This window comes from Streptomyces krungchingensis (assembly GCF_054729265.1).
On sequence record NZ_JBPUKY010000001.1, the window covers coordinates 6,632,276 to 6,657,033 of the forward strand.

At 71.2% G+C, this 24,758-nt stretch carries 24 protein-coding genes; 20 read left to right on the plus strand and 4 right to left on the minus strand.

What is annotated here, in order from left to right; translation table 11 throughout:
* The first annotated feature begins 149 nt into the window (after window positions 1–149).
* Window positions 150–1,481 carry an Nramp family divalent metal transporter gene (locus ACSYGO_RS29260; RefSeq protein ID WP_432173816.1) on the plus strand — a complete coding sequence of 444 codons (1,332 nt, stop codon included), beginning with the start codon at window positions 150–152 and terminating at the stop codon, window positions 1,479–1,481.
* A gap of 13 nt (window positions 1,482–1,494) precedes the next feature.
* Here ACSYGO_RS29260 and ACSYGO_RS29265 read toward each other — a convergent pair whose 3' ends face one another.
* On the minus strand, window positions 1,495–1,662 hold the full coding sequence (locus ACSYGO_RS29265; protein WP_435222323.1) for a hypothetical protein: 168 nt from the start codon (window positions 1,660–1,662) through the stop codon (window positions 1,495–1,497).
* Window positions 1,663–1,793: 131 nt separating this feature from the next.
* On the opposite strand from ACSYGO_RS29265, the gene ACSYGO_RS29270 reads away from it, so the two are divergent.
* Window positions 1,794–6,374 carry an RHS repeat-associated core domain-containing protein gene (locus tag ACSYGO_RS29270; protein WP_460388227.1) on the plus strand — a complete coding sequence of 1,527 codons (4,581 nt, stop codon included), beginning with the start codon at window positions 1,794–1,796 and terminating at the stop codon, window positions 6,372–6,374.
* Window positions 6,375–6,392: 18 nt separating this feature from the next.
* Window positions 6,393–6,740, plus strand: coding sequence for a hypothetical protein (locus ACSYGO_RS29275; protein WP_460388229.1), 348 nt, complete (start codon window positions 6,393–6,395; stop codon window positions 6,738–6,740).
* 136 nt (window positions 6,741–6,876) lie between these two features.
* On the opposite strand, the gene ACSYGO_RS29280 is transcribed toward ACSYGO_RS29275, so the two are convergent.
* The gene (locus ACSYGO_RS29280) at window positions 6,877–8,574 is read right to left on the minus strand and encodes a chitinase (protein ID WP_460388231.1); all 1,698 of its coding nucleotides are present in this window, start codon (window positions 8,572–8,574) and stop codon (window positions 6,877–6,879) included.
* Between the two features lie 404 nt (window positions 8,575–8,978).
* Here ACSYGO_RS29280 and ACSYGO_RS29285 point away from each other — a divergent pair, with 404 nt between their 5' ends.
* The 15 genes from ACSYGO_RS29285 (at window position 8,979) to ACSYGO_RS29355 (ending at window position 22,059) form a co-directional block, all read left to right on the plus strand.
* Window positions 8,979–9,860: a hypothetical protein gene (locus ACSYGO_RS29285; protein WP_432173820.1), complete on the plus strand. Its 882-nt coding sequence runs from the start codon at window positions 8,979–8,981 to the stop codon at window positions 9,858–9,860.
* Window positions 9,861–9,950: 90 nt separating this feature from the next.
* Window positions 9,951–10,664 (plus strand): Flp pilus assembly protein CpaB, encoded by a 714-nt coding sequence (gene cpaB / locus ACSYGO_RS29290; protein WP_432188522.1) that lies wholly within the window; start codon window positions 9,951–9,953, stop codon window positions 10,662–10,664.
* Window positions 10,665–10,702: 38 nt separating this feature from the next.
* Window positions 10,703–12,319: an AAA family ATPase gene (locus tag ACSYGO_RS29295; protein WP_426680149.1), complete on the plus strand. Its 1,617-nt coding sequence runs from the start codon at window positions 10,703–10,705 to the stop codon at window positions 12,317–12,319.
* Window positions 12,316–12,681 (plus strand): TadE family protein, encoded by a 366-nt coding sequence (locus ACSYGO_RS29300; RefSeq protein ID WP_426680148.1) that lies wholly within the window; start codon window positions 12,316–12,318, stop codon window positions 12,679–12,681. Before ACSYGO_RS29295 ends, ACSYGO_RS29300 begins: the two co-directional genes overlap by 4 nt.
* A gap of 18 nt (window positions 12,682–12,699) precedes the next feature.
* Entirely contained in the window at window positions 12,700–14,040 is a 1,341-nt protein-coding gene (locus ACSYGO_RS29305; RefSeq protein WP_426680147.1) for a CpaF family protein, read from the plus strand.
* Between the two features lie 142 nt (window positions 14,041–14,182).
* Window positions 14,183–15,124 (plus strand): type II secretion system F family protein, encoded by a 942-nt coding sequence (locus tag ACSYGO_RS29310; RefSeq protein WP_432173823.1) that lies wholly within the window; start codon window positions 14,183–14,185, stop codon window positions 15,122–15,124.
* Window positions 15,125–15,137: 13 nt separating this feature from the next.
* Complete coding sequence (locus ACSYGO_RS29315) at window positions 15,138–16,028, plus strand: DUF5936 domain-containing protein (protein WP_095936360.1); 891 nt, start codon at window positions 15,138–15,140, stop codon at window positions 16,026–16,028.
* A complete protein-coding gene (locus ACSYGO_RS29320; RefSeq protein WP_460388235.1) occupies window positions 16,028–17,464 on the plus strand; it encodes a sensor histidine kinase in 1,437 nt (478 codons plus the stop codon). Before ACSYGO_RS29315 ends, ACSYGO_RS29320 begins: the two co-directional genes overlap by 1 nt.
* Window positions 17,457–18,188 (plus strand): response regulator, encoded by a 732-nt coding sequence (locus tag ACSYGO_RS29325; protein ID WP_432188524.1) that lies wholly within the window; start codon window positions 17,457–17,459, stop codon window positions 18,186–18,188. Before ACSYGO_RS29320 ends, ACSYGO_RS29325 begins: the two co-directional genes overlap by 8 nt.
* A 120-nt stretch (window positions 18,189–18,308) precedes the next feature.
* Window positions 18,309–18,536, plus strand: a complete 228-nt coding sequence (locus ACSYGO_RS29330; RefSeq protein ID WP_460389829.1) for a hypothetical protein — start codon at window positions 18,309–18,311, stop codon at window positions 18,534–18,536.
* A 65-nt stretch (window positions 18,537–18,601) separates the two neighbouring features.
* Window positions 18,602–19,141 carry a pilus assembly protein TadG-related protein gene (locus ACSYGO_RS29335; RefSeq protein WP_460389777.1) on the plus strand — a complete coding sequence of 180 codons (540 nt, stop codon included), beginning with the start codon at window positions 18,602–18,604 and terminating at the stop codon, window positions 19,139–19,141.
* Window positions 19,142–19,156: 15 nt separating this feature from the next.
* Window positions 19,157–19,750 carry a hypothetical protein gene (locus ACSYGO_RS29340; RefSeq protein WP_460388237.1) on the plus strand — a complete coding sequence of 198 codons (594 nt, stop codon included), beginning with the start codon at window positions 19,157–19,159 and terminating at the stop codon, window positions 19,748–19,750.
* A 2-nt stretch (window positions 19,751–19,752) separates the two neighbouring features.
* Entirely contained in the window at window positions 19,753–20,373 is a 621-nt protein-coding gene (locus ACSYGO_RS29345; protein ID WP_432188526.1) for an OmpA family protein, read from the plus strand.
* A gap of 119 nt (window positions 20,374–20,492) precedes the next feature.
* Window positions 20,493–21,140, plus strand: a complete 648-nt coding sequence (locus ACSYGO_RS29350; protein WP_426680141.1) for a dihydrofolate reductase family protein — start codon at window positions 20,493–20,495, stop codon at window positions 21,138–21,140.
* A 46-nt stretch (window positions 21,141–21,186) separates the two neighbouring features.
* Window positions 21,187–22,059: an LLM class flavin-dependent oxidoreductase gene (locus ACSYGO_RS29355; protein WP_460388240.1), complete on the plus strand. Its 873-nt coding sequence runs from the start codon at window positions 21,187–21,189 to the stop codon at window positions 22,057–22,059.
* A 61-nt stretch (window positions 22,060–22,120) separates the two neighbouring features.
* Here the strand turns inward: ACSYGO_RS29355 and ACSYGO_RS29360 are convergent, their stop codons facing one another.
* A complete protein-coding gene (locus tag ACSYGO_RS29360; RefSeq protein WP_460388242.1) occupies window positions 22,121–22,249 on the minus strand; it encodes a mycothiol transferase in 129 nt (42 codons plus the stop codon).
* A gap of 84 nt (window positions 22,250–22,333) precedes the next feature.
* On the opposite strand from ACSYGO_RS29360, the gene ACSYGO_RS29365 reads away from it, so the two are divergent.
* Window positions 22,334–23,101 (plus strand): class I SAM-dependent methyltransferase, encoded by a 768-nt coding sequence (locus tag ACSYGO_RS29365; RefSeq protein WP_460388244.1) that lies wholly within the window; start codon window positions 22,334–22,336, stop codon window positions 23,099–23,101.
* 3 nt (window positions 23,102–23,104) lie between these two features.
* Here the strand turns inward: ACSYGO_RS29365 and ACSYGO_RS29370 are convergent, their stop codons facing one another.
* Window positions 23,105–24,274: a winged helix DNA-binding domain-containing protein gene (locus tag ACSYGO_RS29370; protein WP_426680138.1), complete on the minus strand. Its 1,170-nt coding sequence runs from the start codon at window positions 24,272–24,274 to the stop codon at window positions 23,105–23,107.
* Between the two features lie 78 nt (window positions 24,275–24,352).
* Here ACSYGO_RS29370 and ACSYGO_RS29375 point away from each other — a divergent pair, with 78 nt between their 5' ends.
* Complete coding sequence (locus ACSYGO_RS29375) at window positions 24,353–24,715, plus strand: winged helix-turn-helix transcriptional regulator (RefSeq protein ID WP_426680137.1); 363 nt, start codon at window positions 24,353–24,355, stop codon at window positions 24,713–24,715.
* Window positions 24,716–24,758: the final 43 nt, after the last annotated feature.

Sequence of the window (24,758 nt, forward strand, 5' to 3'; positions counted from 1 at the left end):
GCGCTGTGCCCGGTGCGCGGACGGGCGCATGCGCCAGGTCCGGGCCCGCCCGCTCCGGCCGGGGGTCGTGTGCCCGATGGGTGCACATCGCGTGGCGATCGGCGTACGCGCCCTTGTGTCACCACCACGCTTTACGCTTTCTTGACCGCATGACGGAGACCACCGGGAAGTCCGAGAAGCCGGCGTCAGGGGAGTCCGACTCCCGCCCCCGCAAGTCCAGTTGGAGGTACATCGGGCCCGGGATCGTCGTCGCCGCGACCGGCGTCGGCGCCGGCGACCTCGTCGCCACCCTCATCGCGGGCAGCAACTTCGGCTACACGCTGCTGTGGGCCGCCGTCATCGGCTGCCTGGTCAAGATCTCCCTGGCCGAGGCGGCGGGCCGCTGGCACCTGTCCACCGGTCGCACCCTCTTCGACGGCTGGGCGAGCCTCGGCCGCTGGACGACGTACTTCTTCGTCGTCTACGCGGTCGTCTGGGGCTTCGTCTACGGCGCGGCCGCGATGTCGTCGAGCGCGCTGCCGCTGCAGGCCCTGTTCCCGGGCGTCTTCCCGGACGACTGGTCCATCAAGCCGTGGGCCGTCCTGTGCGGGCTCGTCGGCCTGGTCTTCGTCTGGTTCAACCGGTACGAGGTCTTCGAGAAGGTCATGACGGTGCTGGTCGGCGTGATGTTCGTCGTCACCGTCTACCTCGCGGTCCGCGTCACACCGAACCTCGGCGACGCCCTCGCGGGACTGCTCCCCGTACTGCCCGACGAGAAGGACTCGGTCCTCAACACGCTCGGCCTGATCGGCGGGGTCGGCGGCACGATCACGCTGGCCGCGTACGGCTACTGGGTCAACGCCAAGGGCTGGACGAACACGGGCTGGATGAAGGTGATGCGCCTCGACAACCGGGTCGCCTACATCACCACCGGCATCTTCGTCGTCGCGATGCTCTTCGTCGGCGCGGAGCTGCTGCACTCGGCGAACGTTGCCATCGCCAGTGGCGACCAGGGGCTGATCCAGCTCGGCGACATCCTGGAGGAGGAGTACGGCACGGCGACCGCGAAGTTCTTCCTGATCGGCTTCTTCGCGACCTCCTTCACCTCGCTCATCGGCGTCTGGCACGGCGTGAGCCTGATGTTCGCGGACTTCGTGGCGCGCTACCGGACCCGGGAGCAGGTCACGGGCGAGGAGGTCGCGGCCGGCGGGCGCGAGAAGTCCTGGCCCTTCCGCGCCTACCTGCTCTGGCTGACCTTCCCTCCGATCGTGCTCCTCTTCCAGGGCGAACCCTTCCGGCTCGTCATCCTGTACGGAGTCCTGGGCGCGGCCTTCCTGCCCTTCCTCGCCCTCACCCTGATCTGGCTCCTCAACTCCTCCCGCACACCCCGCGAATGGCGCAACGGCCCGCTGAGCAACGCCATGCTGGCGATCGCCGGGCTGCTCTTCCTCGTCCTGTGCGTCAAGCAGATCTGGGACCAGCCGTGGTCGGAGTTCCTCTGAGGGGCCGTGCAGGTCACTTGAGCAGCTCGTGCCACTTCGGGCTGAGGGCGATCGTCCGCAGCTCCTTCATGGTCAGCGCGGGGGTGGCGCGGGTCGCCGCGCTCTCCTGGTTCCCCGCGTTGAACGCACTGACGACCACACGCGTGCCGTCGACCCTGATCGTGTCGGCGGTCCACATCACGGTTTCACCCCGCTCGCCGCGTCCGCCAGTCGCTGCTCCGGACCTGCTGTCCTCCACGCCGGACAGGAACATCCAGTAACTTCACTGGTGCGTACGAGAGTTACTGCGGCAAACGTGACGGGGGTTGCGGCGTGGCGGGGAATCGGCCGGGGGACTGGCATGTCCTGGATCTGGAGAAGGATCCGACGCCGGGTGATCCGGACCGTGTGCGTCATCTGGCGAAGAATTTGCTGGACTTCGCGGACGATGTCGGGGAGGCGTTGCGTTCGGTCAAGGGGATGGCGGACGAGGACGCTGTTCTGAAGTGGGCGGGGAAGTCGGCGAAGGCGTTCGGGGACGAGTTCTCGGGTGTGCCGAAGCAGTTGAAGAAGCTGAAGAAGTCGTACGAGATGGCCGGGGATGCGCTGGCCGTGTATTGGCCGGTGTTGGAGCGTGCGCAGGCGCTGGCCGACAAGGCGCTCGCGAAGGGTCGTGAGGCGCGGTCCGACCTGTCCTCGGCCAAGTCCCGGCTCTCCTCGGCTGATTCGTGGGTGACGCGGGCGAACAAGGAGGCGGACAAGTACAAGGACGATCCGACCGGGAGCAAGGACAAGGAGAAGCCGGACGAGGGCAAGGTGCGTGCGGCGACGCGGGATGCGCAGCATGCCAAGTCGGCGCAGACGTCGGCGCGGTCGGACGTGACGAGCGCGAGCGGTGCGTTGGACGCGGCGAAGAAGATGGCCGAGGACGCGCGGAAGATGCGTGAGGAGGCTGCTCGTACGGCGAAGACGAAGATCGACGAGGCGTCGGACGCGGGGATCCACAACCGGAAGTGGTGGGAGGAGGTCGGGGACTGGTTCTCCGACAACTGGGACACCATCGTCGCGGTGTGCAAGGTGGTTGTCGCGGTGGTCGGGATCATCGCGATGATCATCGGCGGTCCGATCCTCGGCGCGATCGTGCTGATCGCCGCGCTCGTCGTCCTCGCGGACACGCTCAACAAATATCGCAAGGGCCAGGCCTCCCTGTGGGACGTGGCGTTCGCGGCGCTGGACTGCATACCCGGCGGCAAGGGGATCACCACCCTCGGTGGACTGGCGAAGGGGCTGAAGGCCTTCGGCAAGACCGGCCTGAAAGGCATGGCCCTCGGGCTCAAGGGACTTGCAAAGGGCGCCCGTTCGGGCGCGCGGCAGATGAAGACGCTCTTCACCCGCGGTGACCCGATCGACGTGGCGACCGGCCAGATGGTCATGTCGGCCCGGGACGTGCTCCTGCCGGGAATCCTGCCGCTCGCCGTGGAACGCCACCACCGCACCGGTGCCCGCTCGGGCCGCTGGTTCGGGCCCAGCTGGATCTCCACCCTCGATCAGCGTCTGCTGCTCGACGCCGACGGGGTGCGGTTCGTCGCCGACGACGGGATGGTGCTGATCTATCCCGTGCCCGAGCCCGGTCTGGACGTCCTGCCGGTCGAAGGCCCCCGCTGGCCGCTGGAGTGGACCGACGGCCCGGACGGCCGTATGACCGTCCGGCAGCCCCAGACGGGCCGTAGCCTGCACTTCCGGGCCCAGCCCGGCTCCACCGGCGCCGAACTCCTCCTCGACGCGGTCACCGACCGGCACGACAACACGCTGCGCATCTCCTACACCCCCGACGGCGCACCCGAGACGATCACCCACCACGGCGGCTACCGCGTCGGAGTGACGGCCGAGGCGGGCCGAGTCACCGCCATGAACCTCCTCAGCGCCCCCGGGCAGCCGGTCCTGGTGCGCTACGCGTACGACGAGCGCGGCAACCTCTCCGAGGTTCACGACTCCTCGGGGCTTCCCCTGAGGTTCTCCTACGACGACCGGCGTCGTGTCACCCGCTGGGAGGACCGCAATGGCACCTGGTACGGCTACACGTACGACCGGCAGGGGCGATGCGTCCACGCGGGCGGCACGGACGGAATCCTCGACTACGCCTACGCGTACGACGAGAACGCCCGCACCACCACCGTACGGAACTCGCTGGGCCACTCCACGCTCTACACCTTCAGCGACACCCTCCAGCTCCTGACCGAGACCGACCCGCTCGGCCACACGACCACCCGCACCTGGGACCGGTACGACCGGCTGCGGACGATCACGGATCCGCTGGGCCGCACCACCCGGTACCGCTACGACGAGCACGGCCGGAACACCGAGGTCGAGTACCCCGAGGGCACCACCGCGACGCTCGCCCACGACGGTCTCGGTCTGCCGGTGCACGCCACCGACCCGGACGGGGCACAGGCCTTCCACACGTACGGGGAGCGCGGCGATCTGGTGGCGACCGCCGACGCGGGCGGTGCCGTCACCCGGCACCGTTACGACGATCACGGCGGTCTCGTCGAGACCGTCGACGCCCTGGGCGGTGTGCGGCGCGTCGAGCGCGACGGGGCCGGTCTGCCGCGCCGGGTCACGGACACGGCCGGCGCGGTGTCGTCCTGCGTCCGTGACGCCTTCGGCCGCATCGTCGAGAGCACCGATCCCGTCGGCGGCGTCTCGCGCTTCGGCTGGACCCCCGAGGGGCGGCTGGCCTGGCGCACGAAGCCGAGCGGGGCCACGGAGCACTGGCGCTACGACGGCGAGGGCAACGTCCTGGAGCATCGTGACGCGGCGGGCGGCTCCACGAGCTGGACCTACGGCCCCTTCGACCTCGTCAGGACGCGGACGACCCCGGACGGCTCGGTCCTGACGTTCGCCTACGACAGTGAACTCAGGCTGCTGAGCGTGGCGAACGCCGGCGGCGCGGTGTGGTCGTACGGATACGACCCGGTGGGCAACACGGTGACCGAGGAGGACTTCAACGGCCGCCGGATCACCTACCGACACGACGCGGCACGACAGCTCGTCGAGCGGAGCGAGGGACCGGACCACACGGTCGACTACGAGCGGGACACCGCGGGCAACGTCGTCACGCGGCGCAGCGCCGACGAGACGGCCGTCTTCTCCTACACCCCGGCCGGACGCATGATCCGTGTGGCCAACGCGCACGCGGAGGTGGAGTTCGCCTATGACGCCGCAGGCCAGCTGATCGCGGAGACCTGCAACGGACGCACCGTGTCCAGCAGCTACGACGAGCTGGGGCGGCGCACGCGGCGGACCACCCCCGAGGGCGTCGTCAGCCGCTGGGAGTACGACCCGGGACACCGTCCCGCAGCTCTGCACATCGGCCCGCAGTCGCTGCGCTTCGCCTACGACGCGGCGGGCCGCGAGACTGGCCGTGACCTCGGCGCGTCCCGGGTGCTCTCCCAGAGCTGGGACGAGGACTTCCGGCTGACGGAGCAGACGCTGGTCGACGCCGCGGACCGGCGTGTGCAGGAGAGGCGCCGCTACACGTACCGGCCCGACGGGATACCCACCGGCGTCGACGCCTGGGCGGACGGGGCCCGCCGCTACGCACTCGATCCCGTGGGACGTGTCACCGGCGTCGACGCGGCGGGTTGGACGGAGCGGTACGCGTACGACGCGGCCGGGAACATGAGCGAGGCCACGGCGGGCAATCCCGGCGAGGACGCGGTCGCCGCCGGCACACGGCTGCGACGCTCCGGCCGGATCAGCTACACGTACGACGCGTACGGGCGGGTCGTGCGCAGGACCGTGCGGCTGCTGTCCGGGGGGAGCCGGACGTGGAGCTACACCTGGGACACGCTCGGCCGGCTGCTGACCGTGGGCACACCCGAGGGCACCACCTGGCGGTACGCCTACGACCCGCTGGGGCGCCGGATCTCCAAGCGGCTGGTCGACGACAGCGGGCGGACGCGGAGCGAGACGGTCTTCGTCTGGGACCGCGACAGCCTCGCCGAACAGACACACCGGGCGGCGCCCGACTCCGCCCGGCACGTGACGACGTGGGAGTTCTCGCCCGCGCCGGTCCCGCGCCCCCTCGCGCAGGTCGACAGGATCGAACCGGCAGGCCTGTCGCAGGACGAGGTCGACGTGCGGTTCCGCGCCATCGTGACCGATCTGGCCGGAGCGCCGAGCGAACTGGTCGACGCCCAGGGGCGGGTGACCTGGCGGCGCCGGGCCACGATCTGGGGCGCCGGACAGCCCACGGCCGGCGACGACATCGACTGCCCGGTCAGGTTCCCGGGCCAGTACAACGACCCCGAGACCGGGCTCGACTACAACCGGCACCGCTACTACGACTCGGCGACAGGGCGCTATCTGACGCCCGACCCCCTGGGACTCGACCCGGCGCCCAACGACTACGCGTACACGGACAACCCGCTCGTGTGGAGCGACCCGCTGGGACTCGCCCCCTGCGGCCCGGCGATCATCAACCACTACCGTGGCGCCTCGCAGCGCGTGCCGGGCGGACAGCTCGGTCCGGCGGTGAGCGTCCGACAGTTGCGGATGGCGCTCGGCCGGCGGGGGATGTCCGTCGAGCACTACGACATCGTGCACGTCCCCCAGATCGACGGGCCCCTGGGTCCGGCCTTCGGGAACAGTCCGCACACCGCGGCCGGCTTCCCCATGCTGGGGCCGCGCGGACGTCCCGTGATCGAGATCTCGGACCTCGGCCTGCGCAGCATGGACGAGGCGGTCAGTACAGTCTTCCACGAGACCATGCACCACCATCAGCAGGCGGCTCGTCGGGGGATGCAGGACGCCCACAACGACAGGGCGTACATCACGACGCCCGGCGACGAGGAAATGGCGGAGCTGTACGGGCAGCAGATGCTCGAACGGTTCCGCGCCCGAGGCGGCTGAGTGAACGAGGAAGCAGGCATGCGAGAGTTCGACGCGGACCAGGTCAGGGAACTGGTGGCGGGCCCGAAGTTCTACGAGGACCAGTCGGAGCGGGTCTGTCCCGCCTGCGGGCACTCCGCGGTGCGCACCTACGTGTACCGCAGTCACCTCCGCGTGCGCCCCTCACTGATCAGCTACATGTGGTGCGCCCACTGCCGGCGCTTCAAGGGGTGGACCGGACCCGACCTCGGGACCTTCGACTTCACCGACCCGATGGAGAAGCTGTCGACGGACGAACGTGCCGCCATGGCCAAGGACTTCGGCGGCTTCTTCCGGAACCTGGACAGGCTGTGGGACTCCGGCGTGCTGCCCCAGCGGTTCTCGTAAGGCGGGGTACCGCCCGCTCCTGAGGCGTCCGCGGCCGGGCGGTAGGGGCCGCGACGCGGCCCGTCGCCCCCGGACGCGGTCCGGCCCCGGCTGTGGCGCAGCCGGGGCCGGACCTTCGTCCTGCTGACGGGGAGGGTCAGCCGAGCGCGTGCACGTGCGGTCCCACCGCGTTCGACCAGGCGTTGCCCGCCGACGCGTCCCAGTTCGTCGACCAGGTCATCGCGCCGCGCAGACCCGGGTACGTCCTGGAGGGCTTGAAGGAGCCGCAGTTGGTGCCCTTGGTCAGGCAGTCGAGGGCGTTGTTCACGATCGTCGGGGAGACGTAGCCGCTGCCCGCGCCGCTGGTGGAGGCGGGGAGGCCGAGGCCCACCTGCGACGGGGCGAGGCCGCCCTCCAGCTGGATGCAGGCGAGGGCCGTCAGGAAGTCCACCGAGCCCTGCGAGTAGACCTTGCCGTCGCAGCCGAGCATCGAGCCGCTGTTGTAGTACTGCATGTTGACGACGGTCAGGATGTCCTTGATGTTCAGGGCCGTCTGGAAGTAGGAGTTCGACGTGGACTGCATGTCGATCGTCTGCGGGGCCATCGTGATGACGAGGGACGAGCCCGCCTTCGAGGACAGGGAGCGCAGCGCCTGCGTCATGTAGGTCGCGTTGAGACCGTTCTCCAGGTCGATGTCGACGCCGTCGAAGCCGTACGTCTGCATCAGGGAGTAGACGGAGTTGGCGAAGTTCGTCGCGGACGCGGAGTCGCTCACCGACACGGTGCCGTTCTGGCCGCCGATGGAGATGATGACCTTCTTGCCCGCGGCCTGCTTGGCCTTGATGTCCGCCTTGAACTGGTCGACGGTGTAGCCGCCGAGCCCGGCAGAGTCGAGGTTGAAGCTCACCGCGCCCGGCGTACCGGTCGCGTCGGCGAAGGCCACGGCGATGATGTCGTACTGCGACTGGACGTCGGAGATCTTCTGGACCTTGGCGCCGTTGTTGAAGTTCTGCCAGTAGCCCGTCACGGCGTGCGCCGGTACGGCGCCGCCACCGCCGCCGCCCGAGGAGGCGTTCGTGGTGCCGGTGACGGCCGACGACTTGACCGACTCACCGGCCGAGTTCGTGGCGGTGACCTGGAAGGAGTACGAGGTGGAGGCGGCGAGTCCGGAGACGGTCGCGGAGGTGCCCGTCACCGACTGGACCTTCGTGGAGCCCTGGTAGACGTTGTAGCCCGTGGCGCCCGAGACCGTGTTCCAGGCGAGCGAGACGGACGAGGAGGTCGTGGACGAGACGGCCAGACCGCCGGGGGCCGCGGGAACGGTCGGGGCCGGGTCGCCGCCACCGCCTCCGTCGGGTCCGAACACCGACAGGTCGTCCGCGTAGTACGCGGCCTGTCCGTACCAGCCGTGCGTGTAGACGGTCACCGAGGTCGTCGACGAACCGGTGGTGAACGTGGTCGTCAGCTGCTTCCAGGACGAGGAGTCGGGCGTCCACGTCGACACGTCGGTGGTCCCGGTGCCGGTCGCGCCGAGGTAGGTGTAGCCGCCCTGGACCCACGCGCTCAGCGTGTACGTCGAGTTGGGCTTGACCGCGACGGTCTGGGTGCACTTGGCGTTGTCCTGCCCGGCGGGTGTGGCCTTCAGGGCCGCCGAGCCGCCGTGCACCGGCGAGGAGACGGTCGTGCCGCTGCCCGCGGAGCACGTCCAGTTGCCGAGGCCCGACTCGTAGCCGCCGTTCTTGGCGTTGTTGACGTCGGCGGCCGCGGCGTCGGTGGCCAGGCCGGTGAGGGTGAGGGCAGACGCGGCGAGCGCGGCGGAGAGGAGCCCCGCCCAGACGCGTCTGCGTCCGGGCATGCCTGATACGCGGTCCACTGGGACCTCCGTGAGGGGAAGGGGAGGGAAGGGGGGGAAGGAGGGGAGGCGTACGGAGAGGTGCGGAACGGTGGCCACCGTTGGATGTACAAGTTGGTCCAGACCAATTCGGTTGTCAAGACCTCTGGAGCCCGCGAGCTCCTCAACGGGTCTGCCGGAGAGCGGAGTTGTGGCATATGCGGATCACTCTCCGTTGATCACGCCCCCACCTTCGGTGAGTTGATCTCGCGAAGTCGGTGTTGAGCGGGGCATGCCGTGGATATGGTGCTGATGCAAGAGGACGTCACAGTGACGATCTGTGGCCATCTGTGACGTTCCATGGCGATAAAGGGGCGATCTGAGGCGGTGGTTGACCACCCCGCCGCAGCGAACGGGGTGTGTGCAGCGTGCCGACCGCGATAGCCGTCACCAGTCCCGACCTGGTGCTTCCGCCGCACGACCGGCAGACCCCGCCCGCGGTCGTCCATCCGCTCGACACCCTCGAAAGCTCCCTCACCGCACTGCACGCCCTCGTCGAGCAGCACGGGTACGTCATCGCGCTCCATTCGTCCTCCGCCGAGGACTCCGCCGTCCAGCGGCTGCACACCGCCCGCTCCGTCCTGGAGAGCGACCGCGTCGCGCTGCTCGCCGTCGACCTGCCACCGCTCGGACTCGCCCTGCTGGCCCAGCAGTTGAGACAGCTCTCGGTCTGCGACTTCAGCCCCGGAGTGCTCGCCTCCGCGGCCCGCCTGCTCGCGCACTACATCTACGCCGGAGCCCTGCTCGGCTCGGTCGCCAAGCTCGACCGGGTCCCGGTGTCGCTGAAGTCGCACGCCAAGTCCTGGGTGCCGGGCGCCCAGTTCGCCGTCCTGGCCAACCCGCGGCCCGAACTCGTCAGGGTCGGCCAGGACGAGCTCCCCGGGCCCGAGTTCGGCACCCGGATGCACGTCGCCGCCGGTCAGCCGCCCTCCGACTGGGTCACCGCGACCCTCGCGCCCGGCTGGCGCGTGCAGGGCGTCGCGACCGTCCCGCTGCCGCAGGAATCGGCCCGCTGGTGGGGCACGTCACGGCTCACCGAGTTCGCCGCCGGACTGTACGACGTCTCCGTGCTCTACCAGCTCGTGTCGTCGGTCCGGCGCGACGAGTGCCACTGGTGCGGCCTCGAACTCATCGGTGACCGCTGCGGGTTCTGCGCCGCGCCGCTGCCGCCACCACCCGCACAGGAGCTTCCGGCCACCGCCGTCCGGGCAGCATCCTCCGTACGCGCCCTGCCCCGGGGTGCCACCTAGGCACACGCGTACCAGCACGACCGATCGACCCCGCCGTCCCCCGCAGATCGAGGTTGTCCGGATCATGCTCCATCACCGAGGTGAGATGTAGTGAACTCGCGCCAGCGCCGCGGCGTCATCCTGCTGGTCCTCTCGGCCCTGTGCGCCCTCGGCGCCTTCGCCGGAGTGCTCTCGGTGATCCGCGACGTGAACTCCAAGGTCGGACCGGAGGTGGCGGCGTACCGCCTCAAGGGCGACATCGCGCCCTACAAGGAGCTGACGGCCGACCAGTTCCAGAAGATCTCCATGCCCGAGCGCTGGCTGTCGTCCACCGCCGTCACCAGTCTCTCCCAGATCCGCGGCAAGATCGCGGTGACCCGGCTGGAGAAGGGCTCGCTGCTCCAGACCGACATGATCGTGGACCGGCCCGCGCTCGACGCGGGCCAGCAGGAGATCGCCATCATGATCGACGCGTCGACCGGCGTCGCCGGCAAGATCAACCCCGGCTCGCGGGTCAACATCTACGCCACCTTCAAGGCCGAGAACGACAAGGGCACCGACCAGTCCAAGGTCATCGTCGAGAACGCCCGCGTCATCGACGTCGGCACGCTCACCGCCCTCGACCCCGGCCAGTCCAGCTCCGACCGCCGCAACAGCGCCAACCAGGCCGTCCCGATCACCTTCGCGCTCGACACGGCCGACGCCCAACGCGTGGCGTACGCCGAGTCGTTCGCGGAACACGTACGTCTCGCCCTGGTCGCCGGCGGCTCCGACGCGTCCGTCGCGCCCGGCGACCGCACGTACACCCTCAACGAGGACAAGTAGGAGGCGCGCATGAGGACCGTCCCCGGGGGGCTTCGCCGATGACCATCCGCATCCTCCCCGCCGTCGGCGACATCGACTCGGCCCGGGCGCTCACCACGCTGCTCAGCCAGCTCGCCGACGCCGAACCGGCCCCTCCCGTCCCCGACTCCACGGCCCTCCTCGACACCCTCGCCCGCCTCGCCGGGGAGTCCCTCGACGAGCTGCCCGAAGTGGTGCTGGTCCACGAGCGCATCGGCCCCGTCCCGGCGCTGGAGCTGATCCGCGACCTGGTGATGCGCTTCCCGGCGGTCGGCGTCGTCCTCATCACCGCCGACAACAGCACCGCCGTGCTGACCGCCGCCATGGACTCCGGCGCCCGCGGCATCATCGGCCTGCCCCTCGGCTACGACGCCCTCGCCGAACGCGTCCAGGCGGCCGCCACCTGGTCCGCCGGCATGCGACGCCACCTGCACAGCGGAACCCCCGAGCTGTACACCGGCCCCGGCGGCACCGTCCTCACGGTGACCGGCGCCAAGGGCGGCGTCGGCGCCACCGTCACGGCCGTCCAGCTCGCCCTGGCGGCGCGGGCGTCCGGCCGCACCGTCGCCCTGCTCGACCTGGACCTCCAGTCCGGCGACGTGGCGTCCTACCTGGACGTGCAGTTCCGCCGGTCGGTGGCCGACCTGGCGGGCATCAGCGACATCAGCCACCGCGTCCTCCAGGACGCCGTGTACACCCACGACAGCGGCATCGGCCTGCTGCTGGCACCCGCGGAGGGCGAACGCGGCGAAGAGGTCACCGACCGGGTCACCCGGCAGGTCCTCGGCACCCTGCGCTCCCGCCACGACGTGGTGGTCGTCGACTGCGGCTCCCAGATGAACGCCGCCACCGCGGCGGCCGTGGAGATGGCCGACCAGGCGCTGCTCCTCGTCACCCCTGACGTCGTCGCCGTGCGGGCCGCCAAGCGCATGGTCCGCATGTGGGACCGCCTCCAGATCCGCAAGGCCGAGGAGACCACCACGGTCGTCAACCGGCACACCCGCGCGACGGAGATCCAGCCCTCCCTCGTCGAACGCGTCACCGGCACCAGGGTCGCCCGGACCGCGGTCCCCGCCGCCTTCAAGGAACTCCACTCCGTCGTCGACGCCGGCCGGCTCCAGGACCTCGACAGCCGCTCCACCGTGAAGCAGGCCCTCTGGACGCTCGCCGGCGAGCTGGGCCTGGTCGCCGCGCAGGAAGGCGGGGGAGGGGGCCGACGCCGCAAGGCGCCCGCGGACCGCGGCGCGCTGACGCTGCGGCGCCGGGGCGGCGACCGGGGCGCGGTCACCCTCGAATTCGCCGGGATGTTCCCGCTGCTGCTCGTCGTCATGACGATCCTGTGGCAGTGCGTGCTGTACGGCTACTCGTACTCCCTGGCCGGGAACGCCGCCGACGAGGCGGCCCGCGCGGCGACGGCGGCGTACGCGGTCGACGGGGACTACGCGGGCGCCTGCGGCGCGGCGGGCGGCAAGCATCTGCCCGGCGCCTGGAAGGACGCCGACATCGCCTGCACCCCCGCGGGCCCCGTCATGAAGGCGGACGTCGAGGTCGACGTGCCGCTGTTCTTCCCGGGCTTCGACGCGGGCTGGCACGTGAGCGGCAGCGCGGGCGCGGCACTGGAGGGGGACGACGGATGAGCCCGCCCGCAGCGCGCCGCCGCTGGGACGACCGGGGCGTCTCCATCCTAGAGTTCACCGGGTTCCTGCCCATCCTGCTCCTCATCGGCATGGCCGCCATCCAGCTCGGCCTCGTCGGCTACGGCGTCAACCAGGCCGGCTCGGGAGCGCGCGCCGCGGCCCGGGCCGCCTCGCAGCACGACGGGGACGGGGTGGCCGCGGGGACCGCCGCCGTCAGCGGATGGCTGGACCCCGCCGTGCCCCAGCCGGCCAAGGGCGCCGACACCACGACCGCCACCGTCACCGTCCACGTCCCCTCCGTCATCCCCTTCCTCGGCGGCTGGGACGTGACCCGTCACGCCACCATGCCTACCGACGACTGACCGGGAGGAGCCGCACCCATGAGCCTGCGATCCCGCATCGCCGCCCCCGACGAGGGGGGACCCGGCCGTGAGGACGGACACCTCGTCGCCGTCTACCGCGCCAAGCTCCTCGAAGAGATCGACCTCGCCGAGATGTCGAGCCTCGCGGCGGCCGAGCGCCGGGTACGCCTGGAACGCGTACTGGGCCACATCATCAGCCGTGAGGGCCCGGTCCTCTCCTCCGCGGAACGCTCCCAGCTGATCCGCCGCGTGGTGGACGAGGCCCTCGGACTCGGCGTCCTCGAACCGCTGCTCGCCGACGCGTCGATCACCGAGATCATGGTCAACGGACCGGACTCGATCTTTGTGGAGCGCGCCGGCCGCGTCGAGCAGCTCCCCCTGCGCTTCGCCTCCGACGAACAGCTCATGCAGACCATCGAACGCATCGTCTCCACGGTCAACCGGCGCGTCGACGAGTCGAACCCGATGGTCGACGCCCGCCTCCCCACCGGCGAACGCGTCAACGTCATCATCCCGCCGCTCGCCCTCACCGGCCCGACCCTCACGATCCGCCGCTTCCCGCGCGCCTACACCCTCCCCGAACTCATCGGGCTCGGCTCGCTCGACGAACAGATGCTCATGCTGCTCGCGGCCTTCGTGCGGGCCCGCTTCAACGTCATCGTCAGCGGCGGCACGGGCAGCGGGAAGACCACCCTGCTGAACGCCCTCTCCGGGCTCATCCCCGCGCGCGAGCGCATCATCACCATCGAGGACTCGGCCGAGCTCCAGCTCCAGCAGGAGCATGTCATCCGCCTGGAATCCCGGCCCCCGAACGTGGAGGGCAAGGGCCAGATCACCATCCGCGACCTGGTCCGCAACTCCCTGCGCATGCGCCCCGACCGCATCATCGTCGGGGAGGTCCGCGGCGGCGAGACCCTCGACATGCTCCAGGCCATGTCCACGGGCCACGACGGATCGCTCGCCACCGTGCACGCCAACTCGGCCGAGGACGCCCTCATGCGCCTGCAGACCCTCGGCTCGATGTCCGAGGTGCAGATCCCCTTCGAGGCCCTGAAGGACCAGATCAACTCCGCCGTCGACGTCGTCGTCCAGCTCACCCGGCACGCCGACGGCTCCCGCAAGGTCACCGAGATCGCCCTGCTCGTCTCCCACGGCCGCGAACAGTTCCGCGTCACGCCCGTGACCCGCTTCGTGCCGCGTCCCGCCGGACCCGACCGCGTCGTCCACGGCCACTTCGAGCACCTCCCCCTTCCGCGCGTCGTCGCGGAGAAGCTGTACGTCGCCAACGAGCCGCTGCCGCCCGCCTTCGGCGTCACCGAGGCCATCGACGTCCTCAACACGAGGCAGGCCATCGGATGACGCCCACGACCGAGAAGCCCCCGGCAGGCCACCGGACGTGGCTCACGACCGGGAAGCCCCGGGCGGGCCGCCGGACACGGCTCACCACCGGGAAGTACCGGGCAGGCCACCGGACGCCGCCCACGACCGAGAGGAGCGAGTCGTGAACAACCCCGCTCTCCTCGCCCTCGGCGCGACCGTGCTGTGCGGCACCCTCGCCGTCGCGGGCGTCCACACGTACGCCTCCGGCCGCGCCCAGCGCCAGGAACTCGTCGACCGCCTCTCCGGCGGCGGCCCGCTACGCACCGCGGCAGGCCGGGTACGCCGCTTCGCGGGCATCGACCGCCGGCTGCGCCGCACCCGCCTCGGCCGCACGATCCACCTGCGCCTGTCCGCGACCGGACTCGACCTGACGGCAGGGGAGTTCTTCACCTACGTCACCGCCGTCGTCGTCGCCCTCTGGCTCATCGCGGCCGCCACCCTCGCCCCCTTCTTCGGCCCGATCGCCGCGTTCGTGGGCGTCTGGAGCGCCGCCATCTTCCTCAACTGGCAGCGCCAGAAACGCATCGAGGCCTTCATCAACCAACTGCCCGACGTGGCCCGCCTGCTGGCGAACGCGACCGCCGCCGGACTCGCCCTGCGCACCGCTCTCGCCATGGCGGCCGAGGAGCTGGAGGCCCCGGCCGGCGAGGAACTCGCCCACGTCGCCCACCAGCTGACGCTGGGCAGGACCGTCGACGACGCCCTCGCCGAACTCTCCGAACGCCTGCCCTCCCGCGAGCTGATCGTCCTCGTCACCACTCTCGTCCTCGCCAACAAGGCGGGCGGCTCGGTCGTCAGCTCGCTGCGCAACCTCACCCAGACCCTGGAGGACCGCAAGGAGACCCGCCGCGAGGTCCGCACCATGCTCTCCGAGGTGAACGCGACCGCCTTCACCGTCCCGTTCCTCGGCGTCGGCTCACTGGTGCTGATCAACTCGTCGAACGAGGGGGCCCTCGCCCGCGTCACCGGCTCCCCGCTCGGCCAGGGGCTCGTCCTGCTCGCCCTCGGCCTCTACACCGTCGGCTTCTTCGTCATCCGCCGCCTCGGCAAGATCGAAGTGTGAGGGAGGGATCACCATGCTGCCGCTGCTGCTCGCCGTCCTGATGGGCGCGGCCGTCGCGGGCGTCCTCCTGGGCATCCGCATGATCCGCGCCGACGCCAGACTTCCCAGCGACCTCTCCCTCGCCCTGGAGGTCGGCGCGAGCCGCGTCTCCAAGGCCGACTCGGCCGTCGACCGCCTCGGCATGCGCTTCGCGCCCGCGGTGCTGCGCCTGATGGGCCCCCGCCGCGTCGACGCCAAGCGCCGCCGCATCGACATGGCGGGCAACCCCGGCGGCCTGACCCTCAACCGGTACGCGGCCCGCCGCGCCGTCTACGGCATCTTCGGCGTCGTCCTCGCCTTCGTCTTCCTCTCCAACGGACAGCTTCTCTTCGCCGCGCTGGCCCTCGCCTTCGGCCTGCTGGCCGCCGACGCCCTCATCTGGCAGGCCGTCCGCGAACGCAAGGAGGTCATCGACCGCACCCTCCCCGACTTCCTCGACGTCCTCGCCGTCGTGGTCTCCGCCGGCCTCGGCTTCCGCCAGGCCCTCGACCGGGTCGCCGAGAAGTACGAGGGCCCGTGGGCGGACGAACTGCGCATCACCCTGCGCCAGATGGACATGGGTGTCAGCCGCCGCCAGGCATTCGACGAACTGCGCAGGCGCAACTCCTCCGAACAGGTCTCCCAGTTCGTCTCCGCCCTCCAGCAGGGCGAGGAACTCGGCTCCCCGATCGCCGAGACCCTCATCCAGCTCGCCACGGACATGCGCCGCACCGACGCCCAGAACGCCCGGCGCCGCGCCGCCAAGACCATCCCCAAGGCGACCATGGTGACCCTCGTCTTCATGCTCCCCGCGACGATGATCCTCATCGCGACCGGCATGTTCCTCGGGTCGGGCACCGACTTCGGCTCGATCCTGGGCCGCTGATGAACGGCCTCCGCGCCCGTGCGGGCGTCCACCCCCCGGCCCACGGCCCGCGGCCCCCTACGGGCCTCGCCGGGCGGCGGATTCTCCGCGCGGCCACCGGCCTCCGCCGCCTCGCCGGCCGCCTCCGCCCCGGCTGGCCCAAGGGCGGCGGCGCCGGGTATCTGGCGGACGACGCACCGCCCCCCGGCAGCGTCCGACTCCAGCTCAACGCACTCCAGGCCCTGTGCCGCCAGGCCTTCGCCGTACGGCTGGCCGCCATCGCCATCGGCGCCCCCTTCGCCATGACGAACGCGGCCGACGGCCCGCCGCGCTACGCGGTCCTCGCCGCCGCCGTCCTCGGCGTCATGGGCTCGTACGCCATGCTCAGGGACTGGGAGCGGTTCGGCCCCCGGCTGCTGGCCCACCCCACCCTGATGGCCGTCGACCTGACCTTCGGAGCGGTGCTCCTGCTCACCGCGTCGCCCGCCTCACCGCTCGCGTACGCGACCGTCTGCACCCCCCTCCTGTCGGGCCTGCTGTACGGCTGGCGCGGCAGCGGCGTCTTCACCGGGCTCCAGCTGATCGTCCTCCTCACCGTCCTCCGGGCCTGGGAACACCGCCCCGGAGCGGGCGCCAACACCCTCCTCATCGCCGGCTTCTGCATCGGCGCCGGCATCATCGGCGTCACCCTGCGCAACCTGATGTTCCGGTTCGGCACCGCCAGCCAGGCACTGGCCGAGGCCACCTCCCGGCTCGCCGTCGCGGAGGCCGTGGAGTCCGAACGGGCCCGCCTCGCCCGCGAGATGCACGACTCCGTCGCCAAGACCCTGCACGGCCTCGCCCTCGCGGCGGAGGCACTGGCCGCCTCCGCGGACACCGGCGACCCCGTCACGCTCAAGCGCCAGGCGGCGACGGTGGCCGACGCGGCACGCCTCGCGGCCGGCGAGTCCCGGGCCCTGCTCTGCGACCTGCGCCGTCACACCGACCTGACCGCACCGCCCGACACGGACCTCCTCCCCGAACTCCGCGCCCGCGCGGCCGACTTCCAGGCCCGCACGCACCTCGCCACGGACCTGCGGCACCGGGGCGGCCCTCCCGTCCTGCCCCGCACCACCGCCCGGCACGTCCTGGCGATCGCCGCCGAAGCCCTGGAGAACGTCCACCGCCACGCCGGCGCCACCCGGGCGAGTGTCGAACTCGACGTCTCCGAGAACGAGTTCGTGCTCCGGATACGGGACGACGGGTCCGGCCTTCCTCCCGGAGTGACCCTCGACGACCTCGCCGACCTGACGAGAACCGGCCACTTCGGTCTGCTCGGCATGACGGAACGGGCCGCCACCCTCGGCGCTCGCCTCCTCCTGCGCCGGCCCGTGCGGGGAGGCACCGAGATCCACCTGACGCTTCCGCTCCCCGCAGCCGCCCCCCACACCCCCCGACAGGAGGCCGCTCATGCCTGACCAGGCACTCTCCGGCCCGCCCCTGCGCGTACTCGTGGCCGACGACAACCCGGTCGTCCGGGCGGGACTCACCGCCCTGCTGGGCGGCCACCCCGACATCGAGGTCGTCGCCGCGGCGGCGGACGGCGACGAGGCCCTCGAATCCGCCGCCCGCCTCCTCCCGGACGTCGTCCTCCTCGACGTCCGCATGCCCGGCACGGACGGCCTCACGGCCCTGCCCCGGCTGTCCCGGCTCGCCCCCGTGATGATGCTGACCTACAGCCGCGAACCCGAGGTGGTGGCCGAAGCGCTGCGCCGCGGCGCCTCCGGATACCTCGTCCACGGCGAGTTCACCGCCGCCGAACTCATCACCGCGGTACGGGATGTGCGGGCAGGGCGGCCCACTGGCTCGGTCTCGCCCGGCGTTTCGCACGAACCGAACGAAAACTCTTCGCATCTGCAATCAGTTGTGGCACAGTCGTCGAAGGCTCGACTCGCACACGCGGCGGGGCTGCACCGCCGCGCCCCCGACCAGACCGACTTCGGCCTGAGTTCAAGGGAGGTGGAGGTCATGGATCTCATCGCGTCCGGCATGAACAACCGGCAGATCGCCGCCGCCTGCTTCATCAGCGAGAAGACCGTCAAGAATCACATCAACCGCATCTTCGCAAAGCTGCACGCCTCCTCGCGCAGCGAAGCGATCGCCCACTGGCTGGGCACGACACACGAGGGGTGGACCCGATGACTCCGCCCCTCTCCCCGAGCCGGGGAAGTTGGGCCCCTGGGCCCACTCGCAGTAGGCGCTCTCTCACGTACGGTGCACGGGTCGGTGGTTGTGGCGTCGGGTGGGAGGGCAGGGGCCGTGGTGACGAAGGACTGGAAGCTCAGGGCGACGGTTCGGGTGGAAACCTGGGCGAGCACGGTCTCCGACCGGATGCGCGGCCGGAAGCGGGACGCCGGGGCCGGGTTCGTGGAGTATGCGGGCCTGATGATCATCATTGCGGGGATCTTCACGTTGATCGACAGCCTCGGTCTGGACGGTCTGATCTCGACAGCGATCCTCAACGCGGTCCAGGACGTCATCGGCGGCTGACAGCCGCACATCTGCTGAGCGACCGAGGGCAGACTCTCCCGATCTACATCTGGCTGACGGGGATTCTGCTCTTCGCCGCGTTCGCCTTCTTCGCTTTCGCCCAGGCAGCGTCCGCCCGCAATGGAGCTCAATCCGCGGCGGACGCTGCGGCGTTGGCGGCGGCGCAGGACGCCCGGGACGAATTGATCGACCACCTGACGGATGCGATCGGCCAGGACGACGACTGGCTCGACTGGCTGGACGGAGGCCAGGACCTCCCCGGCACGGGTGCGGCGGCCGCGGCCCAGCAGTTGGCCGCGGAGAACGACTCGACGCTTCAGGGCGTACAGCCCGTCACGAAGGACGGCTATTCCGGATACCAGGCCGACATCCAGACCAACTACACGGTCGGCAAATCGCTCATTCCCGGCACGGAGAACAAGCGGGCCACGGCTCACGCCGTTGCCATCATCAAGCCGCGTTGCGATTTCGATCCGGACGCGGATCCCGAGAAACCCGTCGAACTGAGCTGTGACGGGGAGATCGTGAACATAGATCCCGGGGACTTCGATCCGGACGACCTCCCGGACGCGTCCGTGCTGTTCTCCGTGCGACTGGCCGAGTGAGAGGAAGCCGTACTGATGGACTTTCGGCACACCATGAAGGGCCGCAGTGCGTTGAGCGCAGTGGCGATCACGACTGGGCTGCTCCTCACGGTGGCCGGCTGCGGCGGAGGCGGTGACGGCGGGAACGACGAGGGTGCCTCGCCCTCGGCGGCCAGCTCGAAGAGCAGCGACGGGGACAGGACGCAATCGCAGGCGCCGCAGGCGGATCAGGTACTTGCCGAGGTCAAGGGTGAGAACGGACTGACCCTCACGGTCACCTCCGCCAAACGCGACAGCGGTGGGTTCGTCACCGTCGAGGGCACGGTGACCAACAACACGGACAACACCTGGATCGCGGCGAATTGGCGTGGCGAGGAGCGGGAGCTGGCGAAGAACGGCTCATCCATCGCGGGTGCCGCCCTGATCGACCAGAAGGGCAAGAAGAAGTACTTCATCCTCAGGGACACGTCTGGCCGCTGCCTGTGCACGCAGTTCACCGGCGGCGTCCGCCAGGGTGCGACCGCTCAGTGGTTCGCCCAGTTCCCCGCCCCACCCGCCGACACCACGAAGGTCGACTTCCAGGTCGGCGCCATGCCTCCCGCGCCCATCGAGATCTCCGAGGGCGAGTAACCATGGCCCCCACCCCCCGTGCCCCGCACGTCCTCACGGCACTCGCCGTGCTCGCCACGCTGGTGCTCACCGGTGGACCGGCCCACGCCGACGACGACCCCAGCGCCCCACCCGGCAGCGTCACCACCTCCCCGCCCCCCGAGGTGGATGCCAACAGCCCCGGGCTGAAGCTCGCCGACGGCGCCACGCTCGCGCCCGCGAAGGTGCTGGACATCAAGTCCGTCGTGGAGGACCTCGGCGGGGAGGAGCGCCGGGAGGACACGAACGAGGACGTGTCGTTCGCGCTCCAGGCGGAGGTGCTGTTCCCCAAGGACAGTTCGAAGCTGAACCCGGAGGCCCGTTCCCGGATCCAGGCGATCGCGGACGAGATCAAGGCGCAGAAGGCGACGACCGTGCGGGTCTTCGGCTTCACCGACAACCTCGGCTCCTACGCGCACGGACTGACCCTGTCGAAGAAGCGTGCCGAGGCCGTCCACGACGTCCTGGCCGGGGATCTCGGCTCGACGGACATCACCTTCGAGGTGCGGGGTTACAGCGAGGACTACCCGATCGCCGACAACACCTCCGAGCAGGGCCGCAGGAAGAACCGTCGTGTGGAGGTGACGTTCCCGCGCGGCGGCTGAGGCGCGGCAGGTGGCGGCGCCGCGCCGTCGGGATGCCGTAGGGCCCGGGACGGCCGCGGGGGAGTGACAATGAGGCGCCCCAGGACCCCGACGTCCGCCTTCGGTGAGGTGACGACCCCGTGCCCAAGATCATCCTGATGATGTCGGTGTCCCTCGACGGATTCTTCGAGGGACCGAACCGCGAGATCGACTGGCATCTCGTCGACGAGGAACTGCACGCGCACTTCAACGAGGAGATCCGGAACATGGGCGCCCTGCTGAGCGGGCGCGTGACGTACGAGCTGATGGCCGCGTTCTGGCCGACGGCCGACAAGGACCCCGACAGCCCGCCCACGATGGTGGAGTTCGCCCGGATCTGGCGGAGCATCCCCAAGGTGGTGTTCTCGCGGACGCTGGAGCGGGCCGAGTGGCACACCACGATCGTGCCGGAGGTCGTGCCCGAGAGCATCCGGGAACTGAAGGAGCGGTCGCTGGGCGACCTGGGGCTCGGCGGGGCCGAGCTGGCCGCCGAGTTCATGCGCCACGGCCTCGTCGACGAGTTCCGGGTGTACGTGCACCCCGTGCTGCTCGGCCGGGGCAGGCGCCTCTTCTCGGAGACGGACACGATGACCCGGCTCCGGCTCGTCGAGTCACGGCCCTTCGGCAATGGAGTCGTACTGCTGCGGTACGAGCGCGCCGACGCGGACACCGCGGGCAGCGGGACGGAGGCCGAGGCCGACGTCGGGATCGAGGGTGCCGAAGTCGGCGACGGCGGCAACACCGCCTAGGCGTAATGCGGTTGTCCGTGACACCCGCCCTCGCTAGGAAGGCCGTATGACTGGACTCGGTGCCGTGTTCCGGCCCCAACTGCCTCCCGAGCGGCTCCGCTCCCTCGCGCGACTGGCGGACTCCGAGGGCCTCGGAGAACTGTGGCTGTGGGAGGACTGCTTCCTCGAAGGCGGCGTCTCCGCCGCCTCGGCCGCGCTCGCCTGGACGGAACGGCTGCGGGTGGGCGTGGGCCTGCTGCCCGTCCCCCTGCGGAACGTCGCGGTCACCGCGATGGAGGCCGCCACACTGCACCGCCTGTTCCCCGGGCGCGCGGTGCTCGGCGTGGGCCACGGCGTCCAGGACTGGATGGGGCAGGTCGGCGCGCGGGCCGAGTCGCCCGTGACCCTGCTGCGCGAGCACCTCCAGGCGCTGCGCGCCCTGCTGCTGGGCGAGCGGTTGACCACGGACGGACGGTACGTGAAGCTCGACGGCGTCGCGCTGGACTGGCCGCCCGCGGAGGCGCCCGAGGTGTTCACGGGTGCCACCGGCCCGCGCACGCTCCGGCTCGCGGGCGAGGCCGCCGACGGAACCATCCTCACCGCCTCCACCACCCCCGAAGGTGTACGCCGGGCCCGCCGCCTCATCGACGAGGGCCGGCGGGCGGCGGGCCGCACGGAACACCACCCGGTGGTCGTCTACCTCCTCACCGCCACCGGGCCGGGCGCCGCCGCCCGGCTGCGCGCCGAGATCGAGGCCGACGGCGAGAACCCGGTGCCGGACCACGGAGCCGCCGGGGACGCGGAGGCCGTCGCCGAGGCCGTGCGGCGCCTCGCGGAGGCGGGCGCCGACACCGTGGTCCTCCAGCCCACCGCCGACGAGCCCGACCCCGAGGGCTTCATCCGCTTCGCCGCGCGCGAGGTGCGCCCCCTCGTCGACTGAGGGAGCTGCGTCGGGGCGCGGGCGTGGCGGTCCCGGGCAGACCGTCGGCTCCTGGCCCGCCTCACCCGGGCCGGTGGCCGCCCGTCGCCCCGTCGATCAGCTCGCGCACGACGTCCGTGTGCCCGGCGTGCCGTGCGGTCTCCGCAGCGCCGGCGCAGGGCACCCGGACGGTTGCCGGATGCGTCGTCATGCCCGCAACGCGGCAGCGGCCACCGACAGTGCCGCCGGGGAAAATGCGTCGCTCCGGCACGCGGCCGCTGGGAGGATGCCCGCCATGGACAACAGCCGCACTTTCGAGGACCTCGTCGCCGAGGCCGCAGCCGTCTCCGTCGACGGCTGGGACTTCTCCTGGTTCGAGGGCCGGGCCACGGAGGAGCGGCCCTCGTGGGGGTACGCGAAGGCGATGGGGGAGCGACTGGCCGACGCGACGGCCGCGCTGGACATCCAGACCGGCGGCGGTGAAGTCCTCGACTCCGCACCGCAGTTGCCGCCACTGATGGTGGCGACCGAGGGCTGGCCGCCGAACGTCGCCCGGGCCACCGCCCTGCTGCACCCGCGCGGCGCGGTGGTCGTCGCCTCCCCGGAGGAGGCGCCGCTCCCGTTCGCGGCCGAGGCCTTCGACCTGGTCACCAGCCGTCATCCCGTGGACACGTACTGGGCGGAGATCGCCCGGGTCCTGCGCCCCGGCGGCACCTACTTCTCCCAGCAGATCGGTCCCGCGAGCGCTGTGGAGCTCGTCGAGTACTTCCTCGGACCGCAGCCGGAGGAGCGGAAGAACGCCCGTGACCCGGAGCGTGCCCGGGCCGCCGCCGAGGCCGCCGGGCTCGACGTGGTGGACCTGCGGGCGGAGCGGCTGCGCATCGAGTTCTTCGACATCGGGGCCGTCGTCCACTTCCTGCGCAAGGTGATCTGGATGGTCCCGGGCTTCACCGTCGACGAGTACCGGCCCCTGCTGCGCTCGCTGCACGAGCGGATCGAGGCGGAGGGCCCGTTCGTCACCCACAGCGCCCGCTTCCTGATCGCGGCGCGCAAGCCGGCGTAGGGGTCAGGCGTGCGGACCCGCGGTCACCGTGCCGACCACCAGGTCCGGCGTCGCCTCCAGGATCTCGCCGATCCGCTCCACGCGCTCGGCCAGCTCCCGCTCGGCGGCGGCCGTCAGTTCGCCGAGCGGCTCGACCGTGACCGTGGTGCGCCGGCCCTGGCGCCGCTGGTGCCAGACGCCGGCGACCACGCCGTCGACGAGCAGGACGGGATGGTTGCCCGCCTGGCCGCGGGCAAGGGCCCGTTCGTACGCCGGCCCGGGGAACAGCACCTCGCGCGGCTGGACCGCGATGCCGTACGCGTCGAAGTACGGCAGCAGTCGCACCCCGCGCACCGGCTCCCGCGGGAACTCCGTGTCGCCCGCCACCACCCACGCCGGGCCGCCCAGGAAGTCGACCTCCTCGATCTCCCCGCTCGCGGCCAGCGAGGCGAACAGCTCGCCGGCCCAACCGCGCGGCGCGGCGGCCCATTTGGCGAAGTGCGCCGGGGTCGCGGGACCGTACGCGGTCAGATACCGGTGGACGAGCCGGGCGATCCCCAGCGCGCGAGCGGCCGTCTCGTCCGTGTCGAGCGGCGTGAAGTGCGGCGGCCGGGTGTAGGTGACCTTGCGGCCCCTGTTCGGGCCGAGGCACAGCGCGCCCCGCTGGCCCGCCCGGTGCATCACCTGCCGCCAGCGCGGCCACATCCCCTGGAAGGCGGGCATCACGAGATCGCCGGCCCACGGTCCGGTGCGCCGTACGACCTCCTCGCTCAGTTCGTCGACGGTGAGGCAGGCCCCGTCGAGGGCGTCGCCGATCGCCGCGACGACCTCGTCCGCCTGCGCCGCGGTCAGCCGGACGGCGGGTGCGGACGTGCTCGGTCCGGTGGGGATCGCGGTCAACGCGGCCGTCCAGAGGGGAAGTTCCGCGGTCGGCAGCAGATGCAGCGTGCCGCGCGGGCCGAAGGTCTTCACCAGGGACCGGTCCTCCCACAGCGCCGTGCGCACGTCCGCCCGTGTCACCCCGTCCGCGCGCACGCCGACCGACATCTCCGCCGCCGACAGGATCTGCGCGTGCGCGCCGAGCATCGCGCCGACCACCTCCGCGAGCGGTGTCCCGGCCGGCGCGGGAACGGCCAGGAACTGCCGCTCCATTCGCCGCGCGCTCGCCTCGTCCCATGTGATCCTCAAGGTCATGCGGACGACGTTAGGCGGGAAAGAGGCCAGATTCTGTCCGCTTCCGTCGAAGGCGGCGCATCCGCCGAGGAGTTGACCATGTCGAAGGGCAAGGGCCCCTACACCTGCGGTCTCGATGCCGCCGTGGACGTAGTGGGGGGCAAATGGAAGCCGATGATCCTGTGGGCGCTGCACGTCGGCGGGACCCTCCGCTTCGGAGAGCTGCGCCGCCACGTCCAGGGGGTCAGCGAGAAGGTGCTGAGCCAGCAGCTGCGCGAACTGGAGGCCGACGGGATCGTGCACCGGGAGGTGTACGGGGAGGTCCCGCCCCGCGTCGAGTACTCACTGACCGAGCTGGGGGAGGCGCTCAACACCGCGCTGCTGCCGCTGGGGGAATGGGGTGATCGGCACATGGGTGAGCTGATTGACCGAAAACATCCCCATGCGGCATCTGGTGCGTGAGATGAGCGCCCATATGTCGGATGTCCCGAGCAGCGACACGGAA

Coding starts and splice junctions, on each gene's coding strand:
- ACSYGO_RS29260 (WP_432173816.1), top strand. CDS start 150: ATGACGGAGACCACCGGGAAGTCCGAGAAGCCGGCGTCAGGGGAGTCC.
- ACSYGO_RS29275 (WP_460388229.1), top strand. CDS start 6,393: ATGCGAGAGTTCGACGCGGACCAGGTCAGGGAACTGGTGGCGGGCCCG.
- ACSYGO_RS29280 (WP_460388231.1), bottom strand. CDS start 8,574: ATGCCCGGACGCAGACGCGTCTGGGCGGGGCTCCTCTCCGCCGCGCTC.
- ACSYGO_RS29295 (WP_426680149.1), top strand. CDS start 10,703: ATGACCATCCGCATCCTCCCCGCCGTCGGCGACATCGACTCGGCCCGG.
- ACSYGO_RS29300 (WP_426680148.1), top strand. CDS start 12,316: ATGAGCCCGCCCGCAGCGCGCCGCCGCTGGGACGACCGGGGCGTCTCC.
- ACSYGO_RS29305 (WP_426680147.1), top strand. CDS start 12,700: ATGAGCCTGCGATCCCGCATCGCCGCCCCCGACGAGGGGGGACCCGGC.
- ACSYGO_RS29315 (WP_095936360.1), top strand. CDS start 15,138: ATGCTGCCGCTGCTGCTCGCCGTCCTGATGGGCGCGGCCGTCGCGGGC.
- ACSYGO_RS29320 (WP_460388235.1), top strand. CDS start 16,028: ATGAACGGCCTCCGCGCCCGTGCGGGCGTCCACCCCCCGGCCCACGGC.
- ACSYGO_RS29325 (WP_432188524.1), top strand. CDS start 17,457: ATGCCTGACCAGGCACTCTCCGGCCCGCCCCTGCGCGTACTCGTGGCC.
- ACSYGO_RS29340 (WP_460388237.1), top strand. CDS start 19,157: ATGGACTTTCGGCACACCATGAAGGGCCGCAGTGCGTTGAGCGCAGTG.
- ACSYGO_RS29345 (WP_432188526.1), top strand. CDS start 19,753: ATGGCCCCCACCCCCCGTGCCCCGCACGTCCTCACGGCACTCGCCGTG.
- ACSYGO_RS29355 (WP_460388240.1), top strand. CDS start 21,187: ATGACTGGACTCGGTGCCGTGTTCCGGCCCCAACTGCCTCCCGAGCGG.
- ACSYGO_RS29360 (WP_460388242.1), bottom strand. CDS start 22,249: ATGACGACGCATCCGGCAACCGTCCGGGTGCCCTGCGCCGGCGCTGCG.
- ACSYGO_RS29365 (WP_460388244.1), top strand. CDS start 22,334: ATGGACAACAGCCGCACTTTCGAGGACCTCGTCGCCGAGGCCGCAGCC.
- ACSYGO_RS29370 (WP_426680138.1), bottom strand. CDS start 24,274: ATGACCTTGAGGATCACATGGGACGAGGCGAGCGCGCGGCGAATGGAG.
- ACSYGO_RS29375 (WP_426680137.1), top strand. CDS start 24,353: ATGTCGAAGGGCAAGGGCCCCTACACCTGCGGTCTCGATGCCGCCGTG.